Consider the following 24,281-nt stretch of genomic DNA (forward strand, 5'->3'; position numbering starts at 1 on the left):
GCCGCGGACGGGGACGCGCCTAGGTCCTTGGTCCTAGGTACCGCCTGGGTACCGTGGATGTCGTGGGCGGATGCGATCGGGACGAGCTGCGCGAGGTGAGCGCCGCGGTGCTGGCCGTCACCGCCCACCGCTCGATGCGCGAGGTCCTGCAGACGATCGTCTCGGCCGCCCGGCGGCTCCTGGACGCCGAGTACGCGGCGCTGGGCATCCCCGACGAGCTCGGCTCGTTCCGCGAGTTCCTGGCCGACGGCCTGACGGACGAGCAGTGGCGGCGCATCGGCCCGCTCCCGCGCCAGCACGGCCTGCTCGGCGCGATGCTGCGCGACCCGAACCCGGTCCGCTCGGCCGACATCCGCACGCACCCGAGCTTCGAGGGCTACCCCGCGGCCCACCCGGAGATGGCCGACTTCCTCGGCATGCCCATTGTGGACGGCAGCGAGATCCTGGGCGAGCTGTTCCTGGCCAACAAGCGCGGCGGCCCCTTCGACGCCGCCGACGAGGAGCTGCTGCGCCTGCTGGCCGCCCACGCCGCGATCGCCATCGTCAACGCCCGCCTCTACGAGCGCGCCCGCGAGCTGTCCATTGTGGAGGAGCGCCAGCGCATCGCCCGCGAGCTGCACGACGCCGTGACCCAGAAGCTCTTCAGCCTCCGGCTCACCGCCGAGGCCGCGGCCGCCCTGGTCGAGCGCGACCCGGCCCGGGCCGCCGCCGAGCTGGACGTGGTGCGCCGCCTGGCCGCCGAGGCCACGGACGAGCTGAAGTCCGTCGTGGTCGGCCTGCGCCCGGCCGACCTGGCCGGCGACGGCCTCGCCGCCGCCCTGCGCCGCCAGGCCGAGCTCCTCGACCGGGTCCACGAGGCCGAGGTCACCTTCGCCGCCGACCCGGTCCCGCGCCTGCCGGCCGCCCGCGAGGAGGCCGCGTACCGGGTGGCCCAGGAGGCCCTGCACAACGCCCTGCGCCACGCGTCGGCCGGGCGCGTGGCCGTGGAGCTGCGCCGGGCCGGCCCGCGCGTCGTGCTGACCGTCACCGACGACGGCCGCGGCTTCGACCCGCGCGGCGACCTGCCCCGCCCGCGGCTGGGCCTGGCGTCGATGCGCGAGCGCGCCCGGGCCGCCGGCGGCCGCCTGCTGATCCGGTCCGCGCCGGGCGCGGGCACGGTCGTGACGATGGAGGTGCCCGGTGCCTGATCCCGTGCGCGTGCTCGTGGTCGACGACCATCCGGTGGTACGGCAGGGCCTGCGCACCTTCCTCGACGTGCAGGACGACATCGAGGTCGTGGGCGAGGCCGAGGACAGCGCGTCCTGCGTCGCGGCGGCGGCCCGCACCGACCCGGACGTGATCCTGCTGGACCTGCGCATGCCGGGCGGCGACGGGGTGCAGGCCCTGCGCGAGCTCGCCGCCGCGGGGACCCGCGCCCGGGTCCTCGTCATCACGAGCTTCACCGAGCCGTCGGCGGTCCTGCCGGCCGTCCGCGCGGGCGCGGCGGGCTACGTCTACAAGGACGTGGACCCGCCCGCGCTCGCGGCGGCGATCCGCGCCGTGCACGCCGGGCACGTGCTGCTGCACCCGGACGTGGCACGCCTGCTGACCGAGGGCGGCCCGCCCCCGGACGCGGCGCACCTGACCGCACGCGAGCGCGAGGTCCTGGCGGAGGTCGCGCGGGGGCGGTCGAACCGGGAGATCGCGCGGACGCTGGGCCTGGCCGAGAAGACGGTGAAGACGCACGTGAGCGCGATCCTGACGAAGCTCGGCGTGCAGGACCGGACGCAGGCCGCCCTGTACGCCGTGCGCAACTCCCTCGGCTGACCGGCGGCGGGCCGACAGCGCACGCCGAAGCGCTCGCACATCCGGCGGCGGCGCGTGAACCCGGGACTTTCCCCGGGTGCTCGTGCCGACCCCCGGTGCCTACGGTGACCTCGTGCTCAATCGCGTTCTCGTGCGCACCGGCGACGCTGACCGGGGCCGCGCGCGGAGCCCTTCGCGCACGACGGTGTCGTCGTCGACGACCGTGATCTCCCACCCGTCCGTGTCCCCCTCGACGTCGGCGTGCACGGTGACCTCGCCGGCGCCGGCGCCGGCGTGGACGCGGACGTGCAGCAGGACGGTGCGCAGCGCACGCATCACCGCGGTGGCGAGCCCGTCGGGCACCTCGATCCCGCTGGCGAGCCGCGTGTTCAGGGTGATCGGCAGGTCACGGAACTCGTTCGCGACCGCGGTGATCAGATCGCGCAGGTCCACTGGCCGGCGAGACGCGGGAGTTCATCAACGCGTCCCTGGCCGCGCAGGGGTCTCAGCCGATGCGGTGACGCGGCATCGGACCGTTGTTGCCTGCCTGGTGACAATGCGGCGAGCTCGATCCCGCGGCGCACGTCGGCGCCGTACGGACGGCCCTGGCGGCGCCGCTCGGCTCGGGGCCGCCGACGGGCAGCCCCGGCCGCGGCGGCCACCACGCTGCGGCTCACGCCCCGGTGAGCGCCCCGGTGGGCGACGCGGTGACCGCGCCGGTCAGCGCCTCGTCCAGGATGGCCAGGCCGCGGTCGATCTCCTCGTCGGTGCTGGTCAGGGGCGGGGCGATGCGGAACGTGCCGCCCATGCCGGGCAGCTGGACCACGTTCATGTGCAGGCCGAGCGTCAGGCACCGCCGCGTGACCTCCGCGCCCAGGCGGTCCGCGCCGGTCTTCGTCGCGCGGTCGGTCACGAGTTCCAGGCCCTGCAGCAGGCCGCGGCCGCGCACGTCGCCGACGACCTCGTGGCGGGTGCCCAGCTCGAGCAGGCCCCGCCGCAGGCGCTCGCCGAGCTCGGCCGCGCGGCGGTCGAGGCCGTCGCGCTCCAGGATGTCGAGCACGGTGTTGCCGACCGCCGCGGGCAGCGGGTCGCTCACGTGCGTGGTGTAGAAGAGAAAGCCGCGCTCGTACGCCTGCTGCTCGATCGCCTCCGTCGTCACCACGGCCGCGAGGGGCAGGCCCGCGCCGAGCGTCTTGGACAGCGTGATGATGTCGGGCACGACGCCGTCGCGCTCGAAGGCGTACCAGGTGCCGGTCCGGCAGAGGCCGGTCTGCGCCTCGTCGAGGATGAGCAGCATGCCCCGCTCGCGGCACTTGGCCTGCAGGGCGGCGAGGTAGCCGGGCGGCGGCTCCAGCACCCCGCCCGAGCTCAGGATCGGCTCGACCAGGCACGCGGCCGGCGCTCCGGAGGACTGGGCGTCGAAGAGCGCGAACGCGTGGTCGAGCTGGCGGCGCCAGTCGAGCGTGCCGTCGGGGTGGGTGAAGTCGGGGCGGTACGCGTCCGGCGCCGGGATCGCGAAGTTCCCGGGCGCGGGCGGCCCGTAGCCGCGGCGCCCCGCGCTGTAGGTGGCCCCGGCCGCGGCCTGGGTCATGCCGTGCCAGGAGCGCGCGAAGGAGACGATCTCGTGCCCGCCGGTGACGAGCTTCGCCAGCCGCACGGCCGCCTCGTTGGACTCGGCGCCGGTCGTCAGCAGCAGCACCTTGGACAGCTCCGCGCCCTCGAAGGGCGCCTGCGCCTTGCCCAGCGACTCGGCGAGGCGGCGCGACAGGTCGACGACGGGCCGCGAGAGCATGCCGCTGAAGAGGTGGTCGAGTTCGCCGATCTGCCGCCGTACCGTCGCCACGATCTCCGGATGCGAGTGCCCCAGGATCGCGCTCATCTGCCCCGACGTGAAGTCGAGGATGCGCCGGCCGTCCTCGGTGAAGACGTGGCTGCCCTCGGCGCGCGCGATGATCTCCGGGGTGAACGCCCCGCCGTACCGCACGACATGCCGCTGCGCGTCGCTCCAGAAGTCCGCCATGGCCCCGACGCTACGGCCGCGCTATGTTCACTTCCAGCTCACGATTTCGCACAGCGTGTACGGCTGGATCGAACAAAGGGTGGGAACCACGTGCTCGACCCGTGGCGGCTCAAGCTGCTCGGCGACCTGGCCGCGCTCGGCACCGTGCGGGCCGTGGCGCAGGCCGCCCACCTGAGCCCGTCGACCGTCTCCCAGCAGCTCGCCGTGCTGGAGCGGGAGGCCGGCGCCCGGCTGTTCGAGCGGGCGGGCCGGCGGCTGCGGCTCACGGACGCGGGCGAGACGCTGGCCCGGCACGCGCGCACGATCCTCGACCAGATGGAGACGGCCCGGGCCGAGGTCGCCGGCGACGGCTCGGCCCCGGCCGGCCGCCTGACCATCGGCGCCTTCACGAGCGCGGTCAACACGTTCGTCCTGACCGCCATCCGCCGCCTGCGGGCCGAGCACCCCCGCCTGCGCGTCGACCTGCGCGAGCTGGACCCGACCGAGGGCATCCCGGCCCTGCGCCGCGGCGCGTGCGACATCGCGGTGACCGCCGACCTGTTCGACGGCGGCGCCCCGGTCGACGACGAGATCCTGCACACCCCGCTGGCGACCGACCGCGTGGTGCTGGTGACCGCCGCCGCCCCCGTCGCCGGGCCGGTCGACCTGGCCGCGTACTCGGGTGCGGTGTGGTCGGCCGAGCGCCCCGGCACGTGGACGCACGACCTCATCACCCGGGCGTGCCGGCGGGCGGGCTTCGAGCCGGACGTGACCGCGGTGTTCGCGTCGTACGGGCCGCTGCTCGCCCACGTCGAGGCCGGCCTGTCGGTGACGCTGCTGCCGGAGCTGGCCGTGGACGCGCGCTACGAGGTGGCCGCGCACCCGCTGCGGGAGCCGCTGCGGCGGCGCATCACGGCGGCCGTGCGCGCCTCGGCCGCGACCCGCCCGTCGGTCGCCGCCGCGCTGGCCGCGCTGTCAGCCGCCGCGTAGCCGCTCCAGGACGAGCGGGTCGATGGCGCCGGGGACCATGCGCTCCTCGAGGTTCTCGACCCCGGCCCAGGCGTCGAGGTCGGCGTACCCGAGCGCCTCGAGCCGCCGCGCGACCTCGGCGGCGAGCTCGCCCTCCAGGGGCAGCAGGGTGGCCGGGTCGGGTTTGCCGAAGTACAGCTCCCAGAGGTCGATGAGCCCGCCCATCCGCCCCACCGGATCGGGATCGTCGTCGACGCGCAGGTCGACCTCGGTGTCGCTCATGCCGCCGTAGCCGGCCCCGCGCCGCACGGTGAACAGCGCCGCGCTCTGCCGCCCGCGCCGGTCCCCGCCCGCGGCGTCCCCGGCCGCGAGGGCCGCGTGCAGCCGGCGCGGCAGCGACAGCCCCGCGGACCCGAGCCAGGCCCGCTCCATCTCGGCGACGACCTCGGGCCCGGCGAGGATGTTGCCCTGGATCGCGTACCCGTCGCCCGCCACGCCCCCGGCCCACGCGAAGCACTCGTCACCGGTGAACGTCGCGCCGTCCCCGGCGGGCCCGACGACCCCGAGCTGGCGGTGCGCGCGCCCGCCGTCGGCGGCGGTGAGCCCGGCGATCACGTCGGCGGCGGCGGTACCGGTCCGCAGCAGCGCCAGCCCCTGCGCCCGATACGCGAGGTTCGCGAGCGCCTGCGTGGCGAGCGCCCCGATCCCGGCCTCGGCCGCGGGCACGGCGGCCCCGACGGCGAGGAACTTGCTGGCCACGGCGACACCGAGCGACTGCCCGTCGGAGGACCGCCCGACGATCGAGAACGTCATGCCGCCACGGTACGGCAATCCTTCACTCCGGCAATATTGTCACCCAGCAACAAGAAGGTCAGTCGACGTCCGGGTCGTAGTTCGGGTTGATGCCACCGTGATGGATGGCCGAGAGCGCCAGCGCGATCGACGCCAGGGCCTTGACCTCGGCGAGCTTCAACTGCTGGTCGATGGTCATCTCGTCGTACCGCTCGTCGAGCCTTCCGATCGCGTCGAACGTGTCGACCGCGTCCGAGAACGAATCCACCGGTCCCTCTTCCCCTCGTGATGTGCACACCATCAGACCAGCCGGGGCCGGGCCGCACCAGAGGCCGCCCGCGAGGCCGCGGTGGCACGACCAACGCGAGCGGGGCGTCCGGCGGCTGCACATCGCGGCCGACGTGCCGGCCGATGAGATCCGGCCCCCAGACCTGCGTGGCGAGCGCGACCGAGACGGGAGCCGGCATGCTGACGCCCAACTGCATCCGGGCGTCAGCGCGCGAGCTGTCCGACACGGCGGGGCAACCGATGCAACATGCGAACCGATGGATCTTCGTTACAAGCGCCGCCCTACCTGTCCACACGGTCTGCCGTTAAGTGGCAGCCACTCCAAACCCGCGCGATGCTTGGCGTCGTTACGGATCATCGGACGCACTTTCACGGCCACAGTCCGCACCAAGGCCCGCCAAGCTCGTCTCATCTTCTCAAAACTACTCCCGGGCGCTCCGACACGAGTGAGGATGATCGCCATGAACGGCAGCAGCCTCTCCATCTTCATTATTGATGTGGAGGCCTTGTTGGAGAATGACGCGGGCAATACACACGTTGCCAGGATTGGCCCGGCCCACTACAGTCAGCAGCATAGCGGGCCGCGACGATGAAGACGTGTGGTTGTGGCTAGCTGCAGGCGAAGAAGAACTGTCCGCCGGTACGCTGGTCTCGCTGCAGATTACTGATGCCGGCGGCAGTCGTTGGCGAAGGCTTGACGAAGAGCAACCAACGTTTATCAAGTAGCCTGCACACGGCTTCAAACACAGGCATCTCAAGCCCTGACACTAGTTTGCCGATTCGATCCATTCCGCCGGGATCAACGCCTCACCACTCTCACGCCAACGATACTCGACCGCTTCCTGGAACCATTCTTCTTCAAGATCAGCATGCTCCATGACGATCACTTGAAAACGAGGGCTAAGCGCATCAACAGTTCTCATAATCGCCTCATACAAGCGAACCAGCGCACTCCTGTCTTCGTCAGGAAGGGTATGGCCGCCGTCTCCAGAGTAGTCCTTTGGAAACCAAACTTGGGATGGCTGATCGATAATAAGTAGCCGGGGTACTGGCCTTTCCTCCCGGTCGAACCACTCGTGAAGAGCTAGAAACGTTGCTAGGTGATAGCCAACATAGTTCTCACCGCTGCCCATGTCTTTCAATTGGATGGCGCCACTGGGAGTGTCAGCAACAACAGTAAGGCGCCGCACGTCGAGCCTGATTGGCCACTGGGAATGCTCCAATTGAAGTGTTCGCGCTTTGTCCCAAATATTTTGACTAATCAAGGAAATGAACGTCTCAAGCAAGTCTGGATTACCATTCTCTAGAAGCCTGCCCTCAATCTGCTCAATTTCGGCCTCTAGTTCACCCGTTCGATCCAGAATCGGCACACGTTCACCATGTCTATCTAGCATCTCTAGATAAAGACCGATACGGCCTTGCACCAAGGCCATGCGCGACCGGCTGTCACGAAGGCCCGCCAGGGCACGTACACCCGCCTCAAGCTCGTCAATCTCGGTACGATTTGCTCGTAGCAGTGTCGTCACTTCCTGAATTTCGTCCAAGGTGTCCGCAATGAGCCGACCGATTTTCGGGCTGTCATTCCGTACGGCTACGATCTCCATTTCTACCCGCGCCAGCTCACCACTCAGATACTCCCAACGCGCGCTAGCATCGGCATCGTGATTGCCGCAAAGAGGGCAGCTGTGCGTCTCTGAGTTCGACGTCTCATAGAGGTTCAGCGTTGCCAGACGCGCACGCTGTTCAGAAACCTCACCAACAAAGTTGGTATTCTCATCAGCAGCACGACGCAAGCGGGAAATTTGAATATTAAGCTGGTTTAGCCGCCCGCGCAGGTCGCGACGATTCTCATTAAGATCTGAGAGTCGACCTCCGGCTGACTCTGGATCGCGAACCATATCAACGTCAATCAGCGGAAGTTGCCTCAAAAGGAGAATCGCTTCATCCTCGGAAAGGCCGTCTTCAGGCAACTCAGCCAACAGGCCGACAGCTGCGGCTTCCGCCAGAAGCGCACGCGCCTGACCACCCCGCTCCAAAACTTGCTCGCGCTCTCCTAGCGCTCTCCTATGGGTCGCCAGATCGCGCTTCAAAGTACGGAGGCGGATCACTAGAGCGGCATATTCAACATCGACAGCACCCAAGAAGTACGGTATCACCGCACGAATCGCATTTGGTCGATATTCCTCGGCCTGCGTATGAAAGAGAACGTCCTGATTCGCAATCTCATTCTGCTCTTGCATGACGAAGAATAGTGAGTGCCGAATTCCGGGCGGAATCGGGCCAGACGTTCCGGGAGCCGGTAGGCGCAATGTACCGTCAATCCCGCACAAATCTCCGAGTATTTGCCTCGCAGTGTCCATGTTCGTATTGAATTCGATGTTATCGAATGAAGGAATATCCTCATCGTCGTCACGAAAACTTACATGCATTCGATCTGTAGTCGCGCGCAGGCGCTCCGGTGCCGGCCGCGCAACGAAAACGTAGCCGTCTCGAACCACTATCATAATTGCAAAGCCGACCGCGTAGTCTCGAGCAACTCCCGCCTTGACAGGATATCCGCTACTCCCGAGGCAATAATCGATAATTGTAAGGATCGCGCTCTTGCCGCGCCGCGACGCGCCAGTAATGATATTCAGGCTACCCAGATTAAACGAAATTCGCCGTACCCGATCCTCGCGACCATAGACAACCACGTGTCGTATTTGGAAGCTCAAGGACGTACTCCTAGCAAGGTGAGGATTGTCTTCTCGTCGCCAACTCGGGGCAGCCAGCGACCAAGGAATATCGCAGCTCGCTGAATCCCAACAACCTCATCGGTCGAGGCAGTTATACGAGTGGAAGCTCGGTCAGTTAAGTGCAAGCGAGCACCGTCTAAGACTAAGGTCCGATTTTGCAATGCGACAACCACACCGTCGCGCACGATCGGCCCAAGGAACGGGGCGGCTTGCGCGAGGTAGATCCGAGGGTCATCTTCGCGCTCAATCCAGTTGACAGCCGTTGTCGTTATACGCGTTGGAAGCGCATCACGAACTGGCCTTAAAAAGGCCATCACTCCAGCGAGTGTCGTGAGTACAATATGGCATCCACCGTCGTACTCGCGATTGAATCCTTGAACCACGCGAGTGGCAATCAATGCCGCAAAAGCCGGATTGTACAGATTCCGCTCTTCGCGGCTTAGTAGGTCAATCGCCGCCAACCGCTCCACCGCCTACAGGTTCCAATATCGCAAGCAATCGCGCCTCAAAATCCGGATGCCAGCCAACAAGTTTTTCGTCGGCCAGAATATGGTAGGAGCCCTTACACACGAATGGCTCGTGGCAATCCGGCCGAATATTCCTTCGGAACTCCGTCTCAACCCAACTGTATATCTTCTTTGCTGCCTGAAGCTTTACCGCTTCCGCGGCGTCAGGTCCCAGCTCGTCCTCCAGAACGGCGAATTGCGCTTCCCACTCTTCCCGAAGCCGCCGCTCGTATGCACCAATTTCACCCGGAAGTAGTAGACTCTCGCGCGTCCAACGCGACCTTTGAGTACATGCGCGTAGGTAGTCACGGACCGCAAGCTCGATGCGTCGACCTCCGATGCCCGCCAAGTCAAGCTGTCGCACAAATAGCCGCTTGTCGTACTCATCGCGAGTTGCAGTCATTCCCGCAACATCTTCGTCGATTGGCAAGTTGTCCGATCGAAATTGATTCCTCAACTCGCAAAACTTGTCGTCGATCTCGGTTCCCGTTACAAGCGCCGCGGCCTCGTTAAGCATAATCTCAATACACCTCTGGAAGAACCATCCCTCCAGCCGATTGAGCAGTGATTCCGCAGCCGCCCGCCCAACGGCCACTCGGCAGTACATCAGAATTTTCTGCCGAACTCCCTCAATGTCAGGACTATCCCCAATGACACTTATGGCCTTAAGTAGAGCTGTTTGCTGGCCGGCATTCAAGGACCTGTAAGCTTCGACGCCTTTCTTATTGGTATCAGATCCTGAATCTTTGGCTGCCTTGTCGAGCGCCTGAGAAGCTTTGCCAATATCACGGCCAGGTCCGTCTTGAAGATAGTAGGCCGCACTCTCGGCTGGAACCATCGAGGTTGTGAGCAGAAGTAGGCGTGTCGTTTCTAGATCGAGAGTCTTGTCATTGAAGGCGGCGATCCAGATTCGAAGGGTCTTCCATAGATCGGTGCTTCCGTTTGTTAGACGTGTTCCGCCTGCCCGGTGCTTCAACTGCCAGCGCGTATTGCCATCAGCAGAGGTAATCTCAACATCGTCGACCACCTCGACGGACACACTCCAGGTGGCATCATGCTGGAATTCTTCGATTCCAGCAAGAAGAGCATAACGCAATTGGTATAGGTAGCCGATTGCCGACGAGGATGCGTCGAATAGGCTGCTAGATTCGCTCACGAGAGCCCCCGACCGCTCCTGGATAGTTTACTTCATATCACACCACAGATTGACAGCAAGGTAAACCTTGTAGTTGCTGGCTGGCTGCAACCTCGCGGCCTGGCCTGAAGTCGATCAACAGGTGCCGGTCTTTGCGTAGCCTGTAGTTCGGCCCTGCTGCACTCCCTACGGTCGATACCTCGTACAGGCCTAGCAGGTAGCAAGCCGGACCGGATGGGCTGAAGGGTTCAAGTCGCCTAGCCGAGCGTGGGATCGTCACGCCGCCGGGACCGGTGGGTTCATCAGCTTCGGATCCGGTAGTTGTCGGTTACGACGCGGGTACCCCCGCGAATGATGCTTGCCGGCATAGAAGGACCGTATGGAACTTTTATGCCGTCCCGAGACGTCCTTTGAGGAGTGGTTCAAGACACGCAGCAACGCGCCACACACTTGACAAATGACTGCGCGGATGTGCGATTGCCGTGGTTGACCGCCCGATTGAGTCAAGGTTGGTGGATTGAGCGATGGACGGTGACACCGGGAACGGGACAGACGATTGTGGCGACTGCGCGGCTCTTGAGCTGCGCTATCTCGTGGCGCTTCGCGCATGCTATTATCTGACATTACACATCCGGCACCTGCGGTTCCGCGAGCGGGTCATCGAGGACGTCGCATTGAAGTTCGCGCAAATCTTCGTCACCGTTGACGATGACTCACTGGACTTCAACGGATTCTTCGACGCCTACTGCGCAGAGGTCCAGGTCGCCATCGATCCGGCGATGCTCCGGGCGCATGAGCACGAGATCGAGTACCGCCGTGTGTGGACGAACCATGCCGCTGTGTTGAGCGGGCTGCCGCAGCTGGTCCAGCCGCGGTTCAGCCACCTGCGCCGGCCGCGGTCAGCGAAGCGGGCGAGCTGACGTCCAGACCCGTTCGATGGCGTCATGGTAGGTGTCGGTCATGCCGTCTGGCTGGTCGGATCGCAGGTGCAGGACAGACGCATGGGCGGCGGGCCGGCTGAGGACATGGACGTTGACGAACAGGTCGCCGTCGGCGCGGTAGATCGAGTTGTAGAGCATCGTGTCGTGCAGGCGCACCTCGACGTTCGGGGTCCGTCTGATCGACTTGACCAGGACGAAGGCGTTGCGGATGCGGGCGACGAGGACATCGTCAAGATCCTCGTCCGCGCCGCGTCTGGCGACGTGCACGCCCTCGGGGTCGCCCAGGGCAATGCTGACTACCACTCCTGTTCTGGCCTTGGCGGCGATGGTGCGTAGTACGACGGGGTCCTCCAGCAGGAACAGCGCGCTGTACGCCAAGATGTCGATCGCACGTTCGGCGCCGCGGAACAGCCCGCGCCACATATCCGCGGGAACCTGGCTTCGGTTGGCGTAGGTCGTCCGGACAGTGTCGGTCTGTGGTTGCGGTTCTCGTGGCGCAGCACCCGGCCAGAGATCGGCGACAGCCCAGCCGGTGAGGCGGGACCGTTCGTTGCGGTAGCGGGGGTTACGGCACCCGGCCGGCGAACCAGCGATCGACGGTCTTGGGGGCGACGCCGAGGCGGGAGGCAACGTCGTGGACCTTGAGTCCGGCGCTGGCGAGTGCCCGGGTGAGCGGATGTCGCGCGACGGCCTCCCCGCGAAGCATTGAGTGCAACCGATTCTAGTCAAGGAGTCCCTGGACGCCCCTCGAACGTGGTGCCCGTCCGGCTTCGACGTCGAAGAGCGTTTCCACTGCTGCAGGCCGCGATCGACCGCGACGGCACGCCCGTGGTCGAGGTCGGCTACGTAACCCGGTCAGGAGCCGGCAAACTGGCCGACCTCATCGCCCGAGCAGCCGGGAACGGCATCATCGTCGAGGTGCTGCCAGACTACGTCGGCACTTCAGCGCCTGGCCGTAACCAGACCTACCGCTACGACACGTGCTACTCCCGCACCCGGTACGGCAACCACGGCTGCGGCGCACCCCGGCTCGACGCCCCGGCGACCGACGAAGCCGCGATGCAGGCCCTCCACGACTTCTTCAGCGGGAACGACCAGCTCATCCGCGACGCCATCACGAAGGCTCAGGACCACCATCGCGAGAGTCACGAGGACCGCCGCGCTGAACTCGACGTGGTCCAGGCCGCGATCGCGACCAAGACGGCCAGGGTCGACCGCTACCTCGCCGCGTTCGAGGCCGGCACCCTCGACGATTCAACAACCGGCGAAAGGGTGAAAACGCTCAAACAGGAAATGGCCACCCTGAAGACGCGAAGAGACGAGATCACCGACCTGATCGAGGACGAGCCGACCATGCCCGCGCCGGCCACCCTGGAGAGCATCCGGCGGGAATTGCGCCACGCGATCGCCGAGGGGACCTCAGCCGAGCGGAAGGCCCTGATCGAGCGTCTGATCGCGGAAGTGCGCATCACCGAGCACTATCGGATCGTCCCCGTGTTCAGGGGGCCGTTGGGCACGCCGGTTCGCGCAACGCCTCACATGGTGGAGCTTGCTGGACTCGGATCGACTACCGAGCGGGGGCGTGCGGATTACGCGAGGACCTGGGGCGGCTGGGACAGGCACACGAAGGGGCCGCGCACGCCGGCGCTGAAGCGCTCCGCCGCTCGCAGGGCCACCTCCACGCGCCGCTGCGGGGCCATGCGTGACTGTGCCGTCGCGAACAGGGCGCCGAGCGCGATCTCGTCCCCCACGCCCACGGCCGCGTACCCGTCGGCGGCCTCGGCGACCTGGTAGTCGTCGTGCACGGTGAAGAGGCGGCCCTTGACGCCCACGAGGAACGTCCCGCCCTCCTCCCGCTCGCTGTCGCGCCGGGCCCAGCCGCCCGCCTTCAGGCACTCGCGCACGGCGTCGATGAAGCGGGTGGCCATGAACCGCTCGATGTCGCCGACCGGCTTCGGGGGCTTCAGGGAGTACCGGATGAGCTGCCCCATCCGGAAGGACGTGGTGAACCCGAAGAGGTATCCGTTGTTGTGGAACACCTTCGAGTCGGCGCGGACGGTCAGGCTCCAGCCCGAGGCGCCCGCCGAGTCGCCGCCGATGTAGACGGTTCCCTGGTGGACCAGGCCGACGATCGCGGTCACGCGGCACCTCCGGCGGGCCGGGCGTAGGTCGCCAGGCCGTCGATCATCAGGTCGAGGGCGAACTGGAAGCGCTCGTCGCCGCTGCCCTCGATCATCGTGGGGGCGAGGGCGACGAGGTTCGGGAACTCGTCCGCCGGCAGGGCGGCGAGGTAGTCGCGGACCTGGTTCAGATACGGCTCCGCCTCCGCCTCCGTGCGCCGCCCCAGCTCCTCGTGGATGGACTGCTCGACCGCGTCGGCGATGATGACCATCGACATCTGGTCCATCGCCCAGGCGCAGATGCGGTCCGGGATGCCCGCGCCGCGCAGGAGGGCCAGCAGGGCCTCGGTGTAGCGCAGCGAGTTGAGGCCGGTCGGGATGTTGGCCCGCGCGACGCGCACGAGGTCGCGGTGCGAGCAGAACACGTTGCGGCTGGCGAAGCAGGTGCGCTTGACCTCGGCCTTCCAGTCGGGCACGTCGGCGCGCGGGAGCGGGATCTCGCCGACCACGCGGTCCAGGAGCTGCTCGAGGAGCTCGTCCTTGTTGGCGAAGTACGCGTAGAGCGACGCCGCGCCCGTGCCGAGCTCCTGCGCGACCCGCCGCATGCTCAGCGCGTCCAGGCCGTCCCGGTCGACCAGGCGCAGGGCGGTGCTCAGGACCGCCTCCGCGCTCAGGGGCTGGCGGGCGGCCGGGGCTTTCTTCGGCGCCCGCCACGGTGGGGCGGGAATGGCGGCAGCAGGCACCCGGCAATCCTACTTGACACGAACGCCGTTCGTAAGTAGAACGATGTTCGTGAGATACGAACAGCGTTCGAACCCCTGGATCGTGCTGGCCATCGTGCTGGCCGCCGAGGTCATGGACCTTCTCGACGCCACGGTCATCGCCATCGCGGGGCCGTCCATCCGCGCCGACCTCGGGGGCGGCACGGCGTTCCTGCAGTGGCTCGCCGCGGGGTACACCCTCGCCTTCGCCGTCGGCCTCGTCACCGGCGGCCGCCTCGGCGACGTCTTCGGCCGCCGCCCGATGTTCCTCGCCGGCGCGGCCGGCTTCACCCTCATGTCCCTGCTCTGCGCGATCGCGCCCGGCCCGGCCTGGCTGATCGCGTTCCGGGTGCTGCAGGGCCTCTGCGGCGCCGTGCTCATCCCCCAGGGGCTCGGCCTGATCAAGGCCGCGTTCCCGCCCGAGAAGGCCGGCTCCGCGTTCGCCGCGTTCGGCCCGGTGATGGGGCTCTCCGCGGTCTGCGGCCCGATCCTGGCGGGCGTGCTCGTCGACGCCGACCTGTTCGGCACCGGCTGGCGGGCGATCTTCCTGATCAACCTGCCGGTGGGCCTGGCCGCGCTGCTCGGCGCCGCGCGCTGGCTGCCGCGCAACGCCGAGCGGGACCCGGGCCTGCGCCTGGACCTGCCCGGCACCGCGCTGCTCGGCGGCGCCCTGCTGCTGCTCGTCTTCCCGCTGGTGCAGGGGCGGGAGCTGGGCTGGCCGTGGTGGTGCTGGGCGGCGATGGCCGCGTCGGTGCCCGGGCTGTGGCTGTTCCGCCGCTACGAGCAGGGCCGGGTGCGGGCCGGGCACAGCCCGCTGGTGGAGCCCTCGCTGCTGGCCAAGCGGCGCTTCAACGCCGGGCTCGTGGTCGGGCTCATCTTCTTCGCCGGGGTCATGGGGCTGTCCCTCATCATCAGCGTGTACCTCCAGCTGGGCCTCGGCTACAGCCCGCTGCGCGCCGGCCTCACCCAGGCGCCGTGGGCCTTCGGCACCGCGCTCGGCGCCGTCGCCGCGCACGGCCTGAGCGCCCGCCTCGGCGGCCGCAAGGTGCTCGTCGGCGGCACCGGCGTCGTGGCGCTCGGTGTCGTCGTGTTCCTGGGCACGCTCGCGGCCACCGGCGGACCGGCCTCGCCGTGGCCGCTGCTGCCCGCCCTGCTGGTGCTGGGGATCGGGATGGGGGCCTCAATGGCGCCGTACTTCGACATCGTCCTCGCCGCCGTCGACCCCCACGAGCTCGGCTCCGCCTCCGGCACGCTCACGGCCGCCCAGCAGATCGGCGGCGCGATCGGCGTGGCCGTGCTCGGCACCGCGTTCTTCTCGTGGGCCGGGCGGGGCCTCACCGTCTCCCTCGAGCGTGTGCTGTGGCTCGAGCTCGGCCTGCTCGTCCTCGCCGGCGCGCTGTGCTTCCTGCTGCCGGCCCGGGCACGGGAGGAGACCCCTGAGGCGCACGAGGCCTCCGTGGCAACGGTTGCGGGTTAGCCCCGCCTCAGGCTGGGCATCAAGTCGGTACGGGCGAGAGGAGAAGCCATGACGTCCACCCTGGAGCCGCGGAGCGCGGAGGCGGTCCGCCCGGCCCTGACGCCGCGCGTGCAGAACCCGATCACGAGTCCCGCACCGAGCAGCGCCGACCGGTCGACCGCCGAGCTGGTGAAGCTCGCCGCCGAACAGGTCTCCACGCTGGTGCGCGACGAGCTGAAGCTGGCCCAGATCGAGCTCACCGAGAAGGGCAAGCGGGCCGGCCTCGGGGCCGGGATGTTCGGCGGGGCCGGGCTCGTCGCGCTGTACGGCGTCGGCGCCCTGCTGGCCGCGCTCATCATCGGCCTGGCCGCCGTGATGCCGGCCTGGCTGGCCGCGCTCATCGTCGGCGTCGCGCTGTTCCTGGTCGCCGGCGTGCTCGCGCTGGTCGGCAAGGGCCAGGTGAAGAAGGCCGTGCCGCCGATGCCGCAGGAGACGGTCGCGGGCGTGAAGGCCGACATCGACACCATCACGACCTCGGTGAAGCACGGGGGCCACAAATGACGGCGACGGAATCGCAGCACAGCGCGAACGGGCACAGCACCACCGCCGACCCGGCGGCGTTGCGGGCGGAGATCGCCCGCACGCGCGCCGGGCTCGGCGAGACCGTGGAGGCCCTCGCGGCCAAGGCGGACGTGAAGTCCCGTGCGCAGGAGGCGATGCACTCCTCGGTGGAGGTCGCCAAGCTGCGCATGCGCGAGGGCGTCTCGCAGGTGGCGGCCAACGCCGCCTACGCGAGCCGCGAGCTGCGGACGCACCCGAAGAGCACCCTGCAGACCGGGATGCGCCGGCTGCTGGACTCGGCCCGGGAGCGGCCCGCCCCGTGGGTCGTCGGCTCCGCGCTGCTGGTTCTGGCGGCGCTGGTCGGCTACCGCAGCCGGCGGGAGTACTGAATGAACAAGCTGCTGTACAAGCCGTTCAGCATCGCCTTCAGCGTGGCGGGGGGCGTCGCGGCGGGGATCGTGTTCAAGCAGGTGTGGAAGCGCCTCGCCGGCGAGGAGGACGCGCCCGCGGCGACGTCGCGGGAGTACGGCTGGGGCGAGGTCCTGGCCGCCGCGGCGCTGCAGGGCGCCATCTTCGCCGTGGTGAAGGCCGCGATCGACCGCGGCGGGGCCGCGGGCGTACGGCGGCTCACGGGTGAGTGGCCGGACGACTGAGCGGGTGACACGGAAAAGCTCCGTCGAGGATGACCTCGACGGAGCTTTTTCGCTACCGCAGCAACGCCTGCGCGCGGTCGCGCACGTCCGAGTACACCTTCCGGGTCTTCTCGGCCGGATCCGCCGTCACATCGACCGCGGACACCGGCCACGACGGCGCCTCGGAGGACCCGCGCAGCGCCCACGCCGCCTGCCGGGCCGCGCCGAGGGCCACGTACTCCCCCGGCTCCGGCACGCTCACCGGCACCCCGAGCAGCCCCGGCGCGATCGCCCGGACCGCCGCCGACGCCGCCGCGCCGCCGATGAGCAGCACCCGCTCGACCGGCACGCCCAGCGCGCGGACCGCGTCGAGGCCGTCCGCGAGCCCGCACAGCATGCCCTCGTACGCGGCCCGGGCCAGGTTCGCCGGGCCGGCGTTGGCGCGGGTGAGCCCGTTGAGCAGCCCGCGCGCGTTGGGCAGGTTGGGCGTGCGCTCGCCGTCGAGGTAGGGCAGCAGGGTCAGCCCGCCCGCCCCCGGCTCCGCGGCGAGCGCGAGTTCGTCCAGTGTGGACAGCGGTACGCCGAGCAGCGCCGCCGCCGCCGTGAGCACCCGGGCCGCGTTCAGCGTCGCGACGAGCGGCAGGTGCCGCCCGCTCGCGTCGGCGAACCCGGCCACCGTCCCGCTCGGGTCGGCGACGGGCGCCGCGCTGACCCCGAACACGGTGCCGGAGGTGCCCAGCGACACCACCAGGTCACCCGGGCGCAGGCCGAGGCCGAGCGCCGCGGCCATGTTGTCGCCGGTGCCCGCGGCGAGCAGCGCACCGCCCGCGGTCTCGCCGACGACCTCGGCCGGCCCGGCGACCCGGGGCAGCCGCAGGTCCCGCCCGAAGGCGAGCCGGACGAGATCGGGCCGGTACTCCCCCGTCGCCGGTGACCAGTACCCGGTGCCGGAGGCGTCGCCCCGGTCCGTCGTCAGCCCGGGGCTGGTGTTGAGCTTGTGGGTGATCCAGTCGTGCGGCAGCACCACCGAGGCGGCCCGGGCCGCGACCTCCGGCTCGTGCCGGGCGACCCAGCGCAGCTTGGTGACGGTGAAGCTGGCCACCGGCACCAGCCCGACGGCCTCGGCCCAGCCCGCGGCCCCGCCGGGCAGCTCGGCGATGAGGTCCTCGGCCGCGCCGGCGGAACGGGTGTCGTTCCACAGCAGCGCGTCGCGGACCACCTCGCCGGCCTCGTCGAGCAGGACCATGCCGTGCTGCTGCCCGCCGACCCCGACGGCGGCCACCCCGTCGAGCAGCCCGCCGGCGGTCGCCTCCCGCAGCGCCGTCCACCAGTGCCCGGGGGCGACCTCGGTCCCGTCGGGGTGCCCGGCGCGGCCCTCACGCACGACCGCGCCGGTGTCGGCGTCGCAGACGAGCACCTTCGTCGACTGGGTGGAGGTGTCCACCCCGGCGACGAGCGTCATGAACGGACCCCGAGCAGGTGCTCCATCGCGAGCTGGTCGAGCACCTCGAAGGCCCCGCCGCGCGCCGCGAGCGTGTCGACGTCGAACTCCTCCGCGCGCAGCGACGCGATGGTCTCGCCCTCGGCCAGGGTCGGCTGCGACAGCTCGCCGACGCGCGCCGCCGCCAGGGCCGCGGCCACGTCCGGGTCGGCGCGGAAGGAGCGGACGCGCTCGCGCAGGATCAGGTAGTTGCGCATGCAGGCGCGCGCGGTCTCCCACACGCCGTCGTAGTCCTCGGTGCGCGGGGGCTTGTAGTCGAAGTGGCGGTAGCCGGTGTACCCGCCGGTCTCGAGCACGTCGACGGTCCAGAACGCGCCGCGCAGGTTGCCGGCCCCGAAGCGCAGGTCCTGGTCGAAGCGGGGCCCGTGCTGGCCGTTGAGGTCGATGTGGAACAGCTTGCCGTGCCAGAGCGCCTGGGCGATGCCGTGCGCGAAGTTCAGCCCGGCCATCTCCTCGTGGCCCACCTCGGGGTTGAGGCCCACGCGGTCGGGCTCGTCGAGGGTCGCGATGAGCGCGAGGGCGTGGCCGATGGTCGGGAGCAGGATGTCGCCCCGGGGCTCGTTCGGCTTGGGCTCGAGGGCGAAGCGGATGTCGTACCCCTGCTCGCGCACGTACTGGCAGAGCACGTTGAGGCCCTCGCGGTAGCGGTCCAGCGCGGCGGCCACGTCCTTGGCCCCGCCGGACTCGGCCCCCTCGCGGCCGCCCCAGAGCACGTAGGTCTCCGCGCCCAGCTCGGCCGCGAGGTCGATGTTGCGCAGCACCTTCTTGAGGGCGAAGCGCCGCACCGCGCGGTCGTTCGAGGTGAACCCGCCGTCCTTGAAGATCGGGTGGCTGAACAGGTTGGTGGTGACCATCTCCACGCGCACGCCGGTCTCGCCCAGCGCGTCCTTGAAGCGCCCGATGAGCTTGTCGCGGGTCGCGTCGTCGCTGCCGAACGGGAACAGGTCGTCGTCGTGGAACGTGACGGCCGCGGCGCCGAGGTCCGAGAGGCGGTGCACGGCCTCCACCGAGTCCAGCGGGGCGCGGGTCGGGCCGCCGAACACGTCCTGGGCCTGCCAGCCGACGGTCCACAGCCCGAAGCTGAACTTGTCTTCGCGCGTGGGCTGGTAATCAGTCATGGGTACCTCTTCGCGGTGGCGGGGGTGTGTTGGGCCACACGGTACGCCGCTCAGGGGGTTTGTTCAAGAAAAGAACTAACCCCTCCTCAGGCCCGGAAGACCACCCGGTAGTAGGTCTCGGAGTGCTGCAGGGCCAGCAGGACGGCGCCGCGGACCTCCGCGTCCGGGCCGAGCTTCGACGCGCGGATCTCGACCCCGCGCAGGGCCGGGGCGAGCGCGTGGCGGGCCGCGGCGGCGCGCAGCGGCTCGAGCAGCAGGTCCCCGATGGCGGCCAGCCCGCCCCCGACGACGACGAGCGCCGGGTTGTACGCGTTGATGAGCCACGACGCCGCCAGCCCGAGGTATTCGCCGACCTCCTCGATGATCCGCCGGGCCGCCGGGTCCCCGTCGCGGGCCGCCGCGGTCACGTCCCGGGCGTCGAACCCGTCCAGCCCCGCCCGCTTCGCCGCGCGCACGATGGCCGGCCCGGACGCGAGGGTCTCCAGGCAGCCGACCTTGCCGCAGTTGCAGGGCTCGGCGTTGCCCGGCACCGCGTTGTGCCCGATCTCGCCCGCGGTGCCGCCGACCCCGTGGAAGACCCGGCCGTCGGAGAGCACCCCGGCGGACAGACCGGTGCCGGTGTACAGCAGGGCGAGGTCACCCACCCGCTCCCCCGCGCCCTCGAGGTTCTCGGCGACGGCGGCGGCCTGCCCAGCGTTGTGCACGTAGACCGGGGCGCCCCGCAGCTCGGCCGCGAGCAGGTCGCGGACGGGCACGTCACGCCAGCCGAGGTTGGGCGCGAGCAGGCACACGCCCGCGTGGAAGTCGGTGAGCCCCGGCAGCACGGCCCCGACCGCGGCGATCTTGGCCCCGGGCAGCCCGGCCCCGGCGATGCCCGCCCGGATCTCCGCCGCGACGGTCCGCAGCACCTCGCCCGGCGCCGTCCCCGGCCCGGGCGTCGGCAGCTCCCGGCGCACGATCTCCTCGCCGGTGGCGTCCCCGATCGCGATGGCGGTGCGCCGGGCCCCGATGTGCACGCCGACCACGAGCAGCGAGCGCGCGTTGAACTCCAGCAGGATCGGCGGCCGCCCGCCGCTGACGGCCGTCGAGCCCGGCCCGATCTCGCGCACCAGCCCCTCGGCGATGAGCTCGTCGACGATCGCCGAGACCGTCGGCTTGGCCAGCGTCGTCGAGCGCGCGATGCTGGCGCGCGAGACGGGGCCGCCCTCCTTGACCATGGTCAGCACGAGCGAGCGGTTGACCTCGCGCATGACGTTGTGGTCGGCGCCCCGCCGCGGCTCATCTGATCGCATAATCCGACAACGCTACCCCGATGCCCACCCGCGGGCGGCGCCCCGCATGACCAGGGCGGGCACCGCCTCACACCGGACGCGGCGGCCGGGGTGGGGCGGGCGGGCACCACCTCGCGCCGGACGCGGCGGCCGGCGACGGGCCGCGGCTCCGGCTGGTCGCGCGGCCCGGCAACGCCACCCCGGCGATCACGCTCGGGCGGGCACCCTACATTGGTAGCGGACAACCTATGCCACCAGCCCGGCCGGAAAGGCAGTCTTTCGATGCACATCTCGGCGCGCGGGGACTACGCGGTTCGCGCCTCCCTCGGGCTCGCTGCGGCCTACCCCGCGGTGGTGTCGGCCGCAGGGCTGGCCGACGAGCAGGACATGCCCAGAAAATTCCTGGAGGCGGTCCTCGGCGACCTGCGCCGCGCGGGCCTGGTCCGCGGCCAGCGCGGCGTCGACGGCGGCTACGTGCTCACCCGCCAGCCCTCGGAGATCATGGTCGGCGACGTGCTGCGCGCGGTCGACGGCCCCCTGGCCGAGGTGCGCGGCGTCCGCCCGGAGGAGGCCATGTACTCCGGCACCGCCGAACACCTCCAGCAACTCTGGGTCGCGGTGCGCGCGGCCGTGCGCAACGTCCTGGACGAGGTGAGCCTGGCCGACGTGGTGCGGGGCCGCATGCCCGCGCACGTGCGGCGCCTGACCACGCCTCCGGCCGCCTGGCAGCCGCGCTAGCCGCGTTGGTCGTTTCCGGGATGCGGGCTCATCGCGGGCCCTACGCTCGGATCATGTCGACGAAAGCGCACGACCCCTATCTGCAGGCCGCCGAGGGCTTCCTGCACAGCATCCGCGCCGAGCTGGACATGGCCGACGACCTGGAGATGGACCGGACGCTGCGGGTCACGCAGACGTATGCGCTGGTGAGCATCGCGCGCTCGCTCAACGAGATGAGCGAGCGCGGCGGGGCGGAGGACGCCGGCTCGCTGCTGACGGCGGCGGCGGCGCTGCACAACTGATGCTTGATATGTCGGGCGCTTCGCGCCGCGACATATCCGCATTTATCCCCTGACGGGGTATTCGGCATTCCGGGGGTGGTTGGTCCGTTTCGGGGCCGCCGCTCGAACGCCGCCCACAGCGGGGAAGTCGCCGCGCAGGTGGCCCGCTCGGCGCCCGTCCGCGGTGGAATCAGCACCCCGGACGACGCGGGCAACCGGCCCGCACCCGGCGCTGCTGGCGCGCACATCCGGCGCGGTGAAGGCAGCGCCCCGGAGCCGGCCCGAGCCGGACGCTGCTGGCGCGCACATCCGGCGCGGTGAAGGCAGCGCCCCGGAGCCAGCCCGAGCCGGGCGCCGCTGGCGCGCACAACCAGCCGGCTCGAAGTGACGCCGCCAGCACGCGACCGGGCGGCTCGAACCGACGCCATCCGCGCAGCATCAGCCAGGCCAACTCGACGCCACCGGCGCGCGACCGGCCCGGCTTGAAGCGGACCGCCCGCACGCGACCGAGGTGGGGCCGTTCGCGAGCAGGTGCACTGGGGTGGGGCGGTGGTGGAGGTCAGCGCGCGGCGGCGGTGTCGAAGTGGGCGGCGATGCCGTCGACGTACTCGGCGGCCGCGGTGCCCGCGTTCGCCAGCTCGCCCTCGACCACCGCCAGGCCCGGGTCGACCGGCACCGCGCCCAGCTCGCCGAGCAGGTCCCGCAGGTGGCGCTGGGCCGCGTCCGCCTGGGGCTGCACGCCCGCGGTGACGACCGTGACGGCGGCGATGTCCTTGAGGCCGTCGGCAGGGAGCTGGTCGAGGAGCACCTTGAGCACGCCGGTGTAGCTGCCCTTGTAGGTGGGCGTGGCCACGACGAGCACGCTCGCGCGGCGCAGGGCCGCGACCGCCTCGGCCAGGGCGCCGTCGCCGGGTTGCAGGAGCCTGACGCCGAGGTCGCTCACGTCGACGGTGCGCGGGGCCGCCAGGCCCAGCCGCGCGGCGAGAGCGCCGCCGACCTCCTCGGCCAGGTGCAGGGTCCGCGAGTGCGGGCGAGGGTTTCCGGAGACCACGACAATCGTCACGCCGACGATCCTAACTCCTGTTTTTCCGATAGGAAATAGCGACTAGGGGTGAGTTGAGACCGGGGGGGGGAGACGAGAACAACGCGGCAAGAGGGCAACGCAGCACAGGGGCCAAGGGGGCAATGTGCAATGCGGCGCAGGGGGCAGCGCGGGCAGGAGCAGCGGCGGGACGACGCTGCCGAGGGCTTGCCGCGGCGGCAAGGCGTGGGTGCGGTCTTGCCACCGCGGACGCCGGGATTCCTGGCGGGAGCGACGGTCCGCCACTGACGCGGACCCGAGCAGGGAAAACCTCAGACCCAGGCGCGCGGATCGGCGACGAGGTCCCGCACCCGTTCCGGCAGTTCGCCCGTGACCACGTCCTCGATCGTCACGGTCTCGAGGATGAGCCGCTCGTTGGCCCGCAGCGCGATCCACACGTCCTGCAGCGCCTGCGCCGCGCCGTGGTAGCCGAGCTCCTCCGGGCGCTGGCCGCGCACGTTGGCGAGCGGGCCGTCGATCACGCGGATGATCTCGGCCAGGGAGATCTCGGCGGCCGGGCGGGCGAGGCGGTAGCCGCCCTCCGGGCCGCGCTGGGCGAGCACGACGCCGCCGCGGCGCAGTTGCAGGAGGATGCTCTCCAGGAACTTCGGGGGGATCTGCTGGGCCGACGCCAGGCGGTCGGCGGTCACCAGCTTGCCGTCGGCCGACGTCGCCGCCAGTTCCGCCACCGCGCGCAGCGCATAGTCAACTCGGGCCGAAAGCCGCATGTCCTCATCCTCCCACGCGACGCAGCAAACCTTCCTGCACGGCCGTGGCGATGTGCCGGCCGTCCAGGGTGAACATACGGCCCGTGGCCAGGCCGCGGGCGCCCGACGCGGACGGGCTCACGCAGTCGTAGAGGAACCACTCGTCGGCGCGGAAGGGGCGGTGGAACCACATCGCGTGGTCCAGGCTCGCGCCGGCGAAGCCGCCGGGGCCCCACACGGCGCCGTGGGCCGACAGGACCGAGTCGATCAGCGTCAGGTCCGAGGCGAAGGTCAGCACGCAGGTGTGCAGGACCGGGTCGTCGGGGAGCTTGCCGGCCAGGCGCATCCACACGCGCTGGCGGGGCTCGGCGGGGCGGTCGCCGGCCGGGACCCAGCCGGGCTCGCCGACGTAGCGCACGTCGATCGGGCGCGGGACCATCGACCAGATGCCGGCGCGCTCCTCGTACCTCGCCAGCCGCTCCGCCGTCGTCGGGACCTCGTCCGGCGGGGGGACGTCGGCGGGGGCGGGCTCCGCGTGGTCCAGGCCGTCCTCCAGGCGGTGGAAGGACGCGGACATGAAGAAGATCACCTTGCCGTGCTGCTGCGCGACCGAGCGGCGCACCGAGAAGGAGCGCCCGTCGCGGATGTTCTCCACGGCGTACGTGATCGGCACCTCCGGATCGCCCGGGCGCACGAAGTAGCCGTGCAGCGAATGGACCCGCCGCTGCCGGTCCACGGTGCGCCCGGCGGCGACGAGGGCCTGGCCGGCCACCTGGCCGCCGAAGACGCGCTGGGGGCCGTCCGGCGGGCTGATGCCCAGAAACCGGTCGTCCCCCAACGCCTCGAGGTCGAGCAGTCGGACGAGCTCATCCACGGCTTCCTGCCCGGTTGCCAGTTCAGTCACCGGACAATCTTCGCAGCTCGC

26 protein-coding genes are annotated in these 24,281 nt (G+C 70.1%); 10 read left to right on the top strand and 16 right to left on the bottom strand.

What is annotated here, in order from left to right:
- The first annotated feature begins 62 nt into the window (after positions 1-62).
- Both AC6JBM_RS34710 and AC6JBM_RS34715 read left to right on the top strand, forming a co-directional pair.
- The gene (locus AC6JBM_RS34710) at positions 63-1,187 is read left to right on the top strand and encodes a GAF domain-containing sensor histidine kinase (RefSeq protein WP_497978195.1); all 1,125 of its coding nucleotides are present in this window, start codon (positions 63-65) and stop codon (positions 1,185-1,187) included.
- Positions 1,180-1,806 carry a response regulator gene (locus AC6JBM_RS34715; protein ID WP_497978196.1) on the top strand — a complete coding sequence of 209 codons (627 nt, stop codon included), beginning with the start codon at positions 1,180-1,182 and terminating at the stop codon, positions 1,804-1,806. The genes AC6JBM_RS34710 and AC6JBM_RS34715 overlap by 8 nt, the downstream gene beginning before the upstream one ends.
- A gap of 99 nt (positions 1,807-1,905) precedes the next feature.
- On the opposite strand, the gene AC6JBM_RS34720 is transcribed toward AC6JBM_RS34715, so the two are convergent.
- Positions 1,906-2,238, bottom strand: coding sequence for a hypothetical protein (locus AC6JBM_RS34720; RefSeq protein ID WP_497978197.1), 333 nt, complete (start codon positions 2,236-2,238; stop codon positions 1,906-1,908).
- A gap of 220 nt (positions 2,239-2,458) precedes the next feature.
- Positions 2,459-3,805, bottom strand: a complete 1,347-nt coding sequence (locus AC6JBM_RS34725; RefSeq protein WP_497978198.1) for an aspartate aminotransferase family protein — start codon at positions 3,803-3,805, stop codon at positions 2,459-2,461.
- Between the two features lie 90 nt (positions 3,806-3,895).
- On the opposite strand from AC6JBM_RS34725, the gene AC6JBM_RS34730 reads away from it, so the two are divergent.
- Entirely contained in the window at positions 3,896-4,774 is an 879-nt protein-coding gene (locus tag AC6JBM_RS34730; RefSeq protein ID WP_497978199.1) for a LysR family transcriptional regulator, read from the top strand.
- Here AC6JBM_RS34730 and AC6JBM_RS34735 read toward each other — a convergent pair.
- The 5 genes from AC6JBM_RS34735 to AC6JBM_RS34755 form a co-directional block, all read right to left on the bottom strand.
- Positions 4,760-5,566 carry a DUF1028 domain-containing protein gene (locus AC6JBM_RS34735; protein ID WP_497978200.1) on the bottom strand — a complete coding sequence of 269 codons (807 nt, stop codon included), beginning with the start codon at positions 5,564-5,566 and terminating at the stop codon, positions 4,760-4,762. The genes AC6JBM_RS34730 and AC6JBM_RS34735 overlap by 15 nt on opposite strands.
- A gap of 58 nt (positions 5,567-5,624) precedes the next feature.
- Positions 5,625-5,813 (bottom strand): hypothetical protein, encoded by a 189-nt coding sequence (locus AC6JBM_RS34740; RefSeq protein ID WP_433614427.1) that lies wholly within the window; start codon positions 5,811-5,813, stop codon positions 5,625-5,627.
- A 787-nt stretch (positions 5,814-6,600) separates the two neighbouring features.
- The gene (locus tag AC6JBM_RS34745; RefSeq protein ID WP_497978201.1) at positions 6,601-8,526 is read right to left on the bottom strand and encodes a DUF3732 domain-containing protein; all 1,926 of its coding nucleotides are present in this window, start codon (positions 8,524-8,526) and stop codon (positions 6,601-6,603) included.
- Positions 8,527-8,543: 17 nt separating this feature from the next.
- Positions 8,544-9,038 carry a three component ABC system middle component gene (locus AC6JBM_RS34750; protein WP_497978202.1) on the bottom strand — a complete coding sequence of 165 codons (495 nt, stop codon included), beginning with the start codon at positions 9,036-9,038 and terminating at the stop codon, positions 8,544-8,546.
- Entirely contained in the window at positions 9,016-10,230 is a 1,215-nt protein-coding gene (locus AC6JBM_RS34755) for an ABC-three component system protein (protein WP_497978203.1), read from the bottom strand. The genes AC6JBM_RS34750 and AC6JBM_RS34755 overlap by 23 nt, the downstream gene beginning before the upstream one ends.
- 503 nt (positions 10,231-10,733) lie before the next feature.
- Here AC6JBM_RS34755 and AC6JBM_RS34760 point away from each other — a divergent pair.
- Positions 10,734-11,129: a hypothetical protein gene (locus tag AC6JBM_RS34760; RefSeq protein ID WP_497978204.1), complete on the top strand. Its 396-nt coding sequence runs from the start codon at positions 10,734-10,736 to the stop codon at positions 11,127-11,129.
- Here the strand turns inward: AC6JBM_RS34760 and AC6JBM_RS34765 are convergent.
- The 3 genes from AC6JBM_RS34765 to AC6JBM_RS34775 all read right to left on the bottom strand — a co-directional run bounded on the left by AC6JBM_RS34765 (position 11,109) and on the right by AC6JBM_RS34775 (position 14,013).
- A complete protein-coding gene (locus AC6JBM_RS34765; RefSeq protein WP_497978205.1) occupies positions 11,109-11,573 on the bottom strand; it encodes a phospholipase D-like domain-containing protein in 465 nt (154 codons plus the stop codon). The two genes, AC6JBM_RS34760 and AC6JBM_RS34765, sit on opposite strands and share 21 nt — an antisense overlap.
- Before the next feature lie 1,166 nt (positions 11,574-12,739).
- Positions 12,740-13,291, bottom strand: a complete 552-nt coding sequence (locus AC6JBM_RS34770) for a hypothetical protein (RefSeq protein WP_350621857.1) — start codon at positions 13,289-13,291, stop codon at positions 12,740-12,742.
- The gene (locus AC6JBM_RS34775) at positions 13,288-14,013 is read right to left on the bottom strand and encodes a TetR/AcrR family transcriptional regulator (protein WP_350621855.1); all 726 of its coding nucleotides are present in this window, start codon (positions 14,011-14,013) and stop codon (positions 13,288-13,290) included. Before AC6JBM_RS34775 ends, AC6JBM_RS34770 begins: the two co-directional genes overlap by 4 nt.
- Before the next feature lie 49 nt (positions 14,014-14,062).
- Here AC6JBM_RS34775 and AC6JBM_RS34780 point away from each other — a divergent pair, with 49 nt between their 5' ends.
- The 4 genes from AC6JBM_RS34780 to AC6JBM_RS34795 are packed head-to-tail and all read left to right on the top strand — an operon-like array spanning position 14,063 to position 16,701.
- The gene (locus AC6JBM_RS34780) at positions 14,063-15,508 is read left to right on the top strand and encodes an MFS transporter (protein ID WP_497978206.1); all 1,446 of its coding nucleotides are present in this window, start codon (positions 14,063-14,065) and stop codon (positions 15,506-15,508) included.
- Positions 15,509-15,556: 48 nt separating this feature from the next.
- On the top strand, positions 15,557-16,048 hold the full coding sequence (locus AC6JBM_RS34785) for a phage holin family protein (RefSeq protein ID WP_497978207.1): 492 nt from the start codon (positions 15,557-15,559) through the stop codon (positions 16,046-16,048).
- A complete protein-coding gene (locus AC6JBM_RS34790; RefSeq protein ID WP_350621848.1) occupies positions 16,045-16,437 on the top strand; it encodes a DUF3618 domain-containing protein in 393 nt (130 codons plus the stop codon). The genes AC6JBM_RS34785 and AC6JBM_RS34790 overlap by 4 nt, the downstream gene beginning before the upstream one ends.
- Positions 16,438-16,701: a DUF4235 domain-containing protein gene (locus AC6JBM_RS34795; protein ID WP_350621845.1), complete on the top strand. Its 264-nt coding sequence runs from the start codon at positions 16,438-16,440 to the stop codon at positions 16,699-16,701.
- Positions 16,702-16,753: 52 nt separating this feature from the next.
- On the opposite strand, the gene xylB is transcribed toward AC6JBM_RS34795, so the two are convergent.
- The 3 genes from xylB to AC6JBM_RS34810 all read right to left on the bottom strand — a co-directional run bounded on the left by xylB (position 16,754) and on the right by AC6JBM_RS34810 (position 20,591).
- Positions 16,754-18,142 (bottom strand): xylulokinase, encoded by a 1,389-nt coding sequence (gene xylB, locus AC6JBM_RS34800; RefSeq protein WP_497978208.1) that lies wholly within the window; start codon positions 18,140-18,142, stop codon positions 16,754-16,756.
- Positions 18,139-19,299, bottom strand: a complete 1,161-nt coding sequence (gene xylA, locus AC6JBM_RS34805; RefSeq protein WP_350621840.1) for a xylose isomerase — start codon at positions 19,297-19,299, stop codon at positions 18,139-18,141. The genes xylB and xylA overlap by 4 nt, the downstream gene beginning before the upstream one ends.
- An 86-nt stretch (positions 19,300-19,385) precedes the next feature.
- Complete coding sequence (locus AC6JBM_RS34810; RefSeq protein WP_497978209.1) at positions 19,386-20,591, bottom strand: ROK family protein; 1,206 nt, start codon at positions 20,589-20,591, stop codon at positions 19,386-19,388.
- Between the two features lie 261 nt (positions 20,592-20,852).
- On the opposite strand from AC6JBM_RS34810, the gene AC6JBM_RS34815 reads away from it, so the two are divergent.
- Together AC6JBM_RS34815 and AC6JBM_RS34820 are read left to right on the top strand one after the other, a co-directional pair.
- A complete protein-coding gene (locus tag AC6JBM_RS34815; protein WP_223102116.1) occupies positions 20,853-21,308 on the top strand; it encodes an RrF2 family transcriptional regulator in 456 nt (151 codons plus the stop codon).
- 53 nt (positions 21,309-21,361) lie between these two features.
- Positions 21,362-21,589, top strand: coding sequence for a hypothetical protein (locus AC6JBM_RS34820; RefSeq protein WP_497978210.1), 228 nt, complete (start codon positions 21,362-21,364; stop codon positions 21,587-21,589).
- A 538-nt stretch (positions 21,590-22,127) separates the two neighbouring features.
- On the opposite strand, the gene AC6JBM_RS34825 is transcribed toward AC6JBM_RS34820, so the two are convergent.
- The 3 genes from AC6JBM_RS34825 to AC6JBM_RS34835 all read right to left on the bottom strand — a co-directional run bounded on the left by AC6JBM_RS34825 (position 22,128) and on the right by AC6JBM_RS34835 (position 24,251).
- A complete protein-coding gene (locus AC6JBM_RS34825) occupies positions 22,128-22,631 on the bottom strand; it encodes an NADPH-dependent FMN reductase (RefSeq protein WP_497978211.1) in 504 nt (167 codons plus the stop codon).
- Positions 22,632-22,921: 290 nt separating this feature from the next.
- A complete protein-coding gene (locus AC6JBM_RS34830; protein ID WP_433084764.1) occupies positions 22,922-23,377 on the bottom strand; it encodes an RrF2 family transcriptional regulator in 456 nt (151 codons plus the stop codon).
- Between the two features lie 4 nt (positions 23,378-23,381).
- Positions 23,382-24,251 (bottom strand): acyl-CoA thioesterase, encoded by an 870-nt coding sequence (locus AC6JBM_RS34835; RefSeq protein WP_497986576.1) that lies wholly within the window; start codon positions 24,249-24,251, stop codon positions 23,382-23,384.
- Positions 24,252-24,281: the final 30 nt, after the last annotated feature.

It is taken from the genome of Dactylosporangium thailandense (assembly GCF_059739745.1).

Bases quoted from the DNA above. Each gene is read 5' to 3' on its own strand.
- AC6JBM_RS34815 (WP_223102116.1), top strand. From the start codon at position 20,853: ATGCACATCTCGGCGCGCGGGGACTACGCGGTTCGCGCCTCCCTCGGG.
- AC6JBM_RS34830 (WP_433084764.1), bottom strand. From the start codon at position 23,377: ATGCGGCTTTCGGCCCGAGTTGACTATGCGCTGCGCGCGGTGGCGGAA.
- xylA (WP_350621840.1), bottom strand. From the start codon at position 19,299: ATGACTGATTACCAGCCCACGCGCGAAGACAAGTTCAGCTTCGGGCTG.
- AC6JBM_RS34725 (WP_497978198.1), bottom strand. From the start codon at position 3,805: ATGGCGGACTTCTGGAGCGACGCGCAGCGGCATGTCGTGCGGTACGGC.
- AC6JBM_RS34760 (WP_497978204.1), top strand. From the start codon at position 10,734: ATGGACGGTGACACCGGGAACGGGACAGACGATTGTGGCGACTGCGCG.
- AC6JBM_RS34735 (WP_497978200.1), bottom strand. From the start codon at position 5,566: ATGACGTTCTCGATCGTCGGGCGGTCCTCCGACGGGCAGTCGCTCGGT.
- AC6JBM_RS34785 (WP_497978207.1), top strand. From the start codon at position 15,557: ATGACGTCCACCCTGGAGCCGCGGAGCGCGGAGGCGGTCCGCCCGGCC.
- AC6JBM_RS34820 (WP_497978210.1), top strand. From the start codon at position 21,362: ATGTCGACGAAAGCGCACGACCCCTATCTGCAGGCCGCCGAGGGCTTC.
- xylB (WP_497978208.1), bottom strand. From the start codon at position 18,142: ATGACGCTCGTCGCCGGGGTGGACACCTCCACCCAGTCGACGAAGGTG.
- AC6JBM_RS34790 (WP_350621848.1), top strand. From the start codon at position 16,045: ATGACGGCGACGGAATCGCAGCACAGCGCGAACGGGCACAGCACCACC.
- AC6JBM_RS34810 (WP_497978209.1), bottom strand. From the start codon at position 20,591: ATGCGATCAGATGAGCCGCGGCGGGGCGCCGACCACAACGTCATGCGC.
- AC6JBM_RS34795 (WP_350621845.1), top strand. From the start codon at position 16,438: ATGAACAAGCTGCTGTACAAGCCGTTCAGCATCGCCTTCAGCGTGGCG.
- AC6JBM_RS34765 (WP_497978205.1), bottom strand. From the start codon at position 11,573: ATGTGGCGCGGGCTGTTCCGCGGCGCCGAACGTGCGATCGACATCTTG.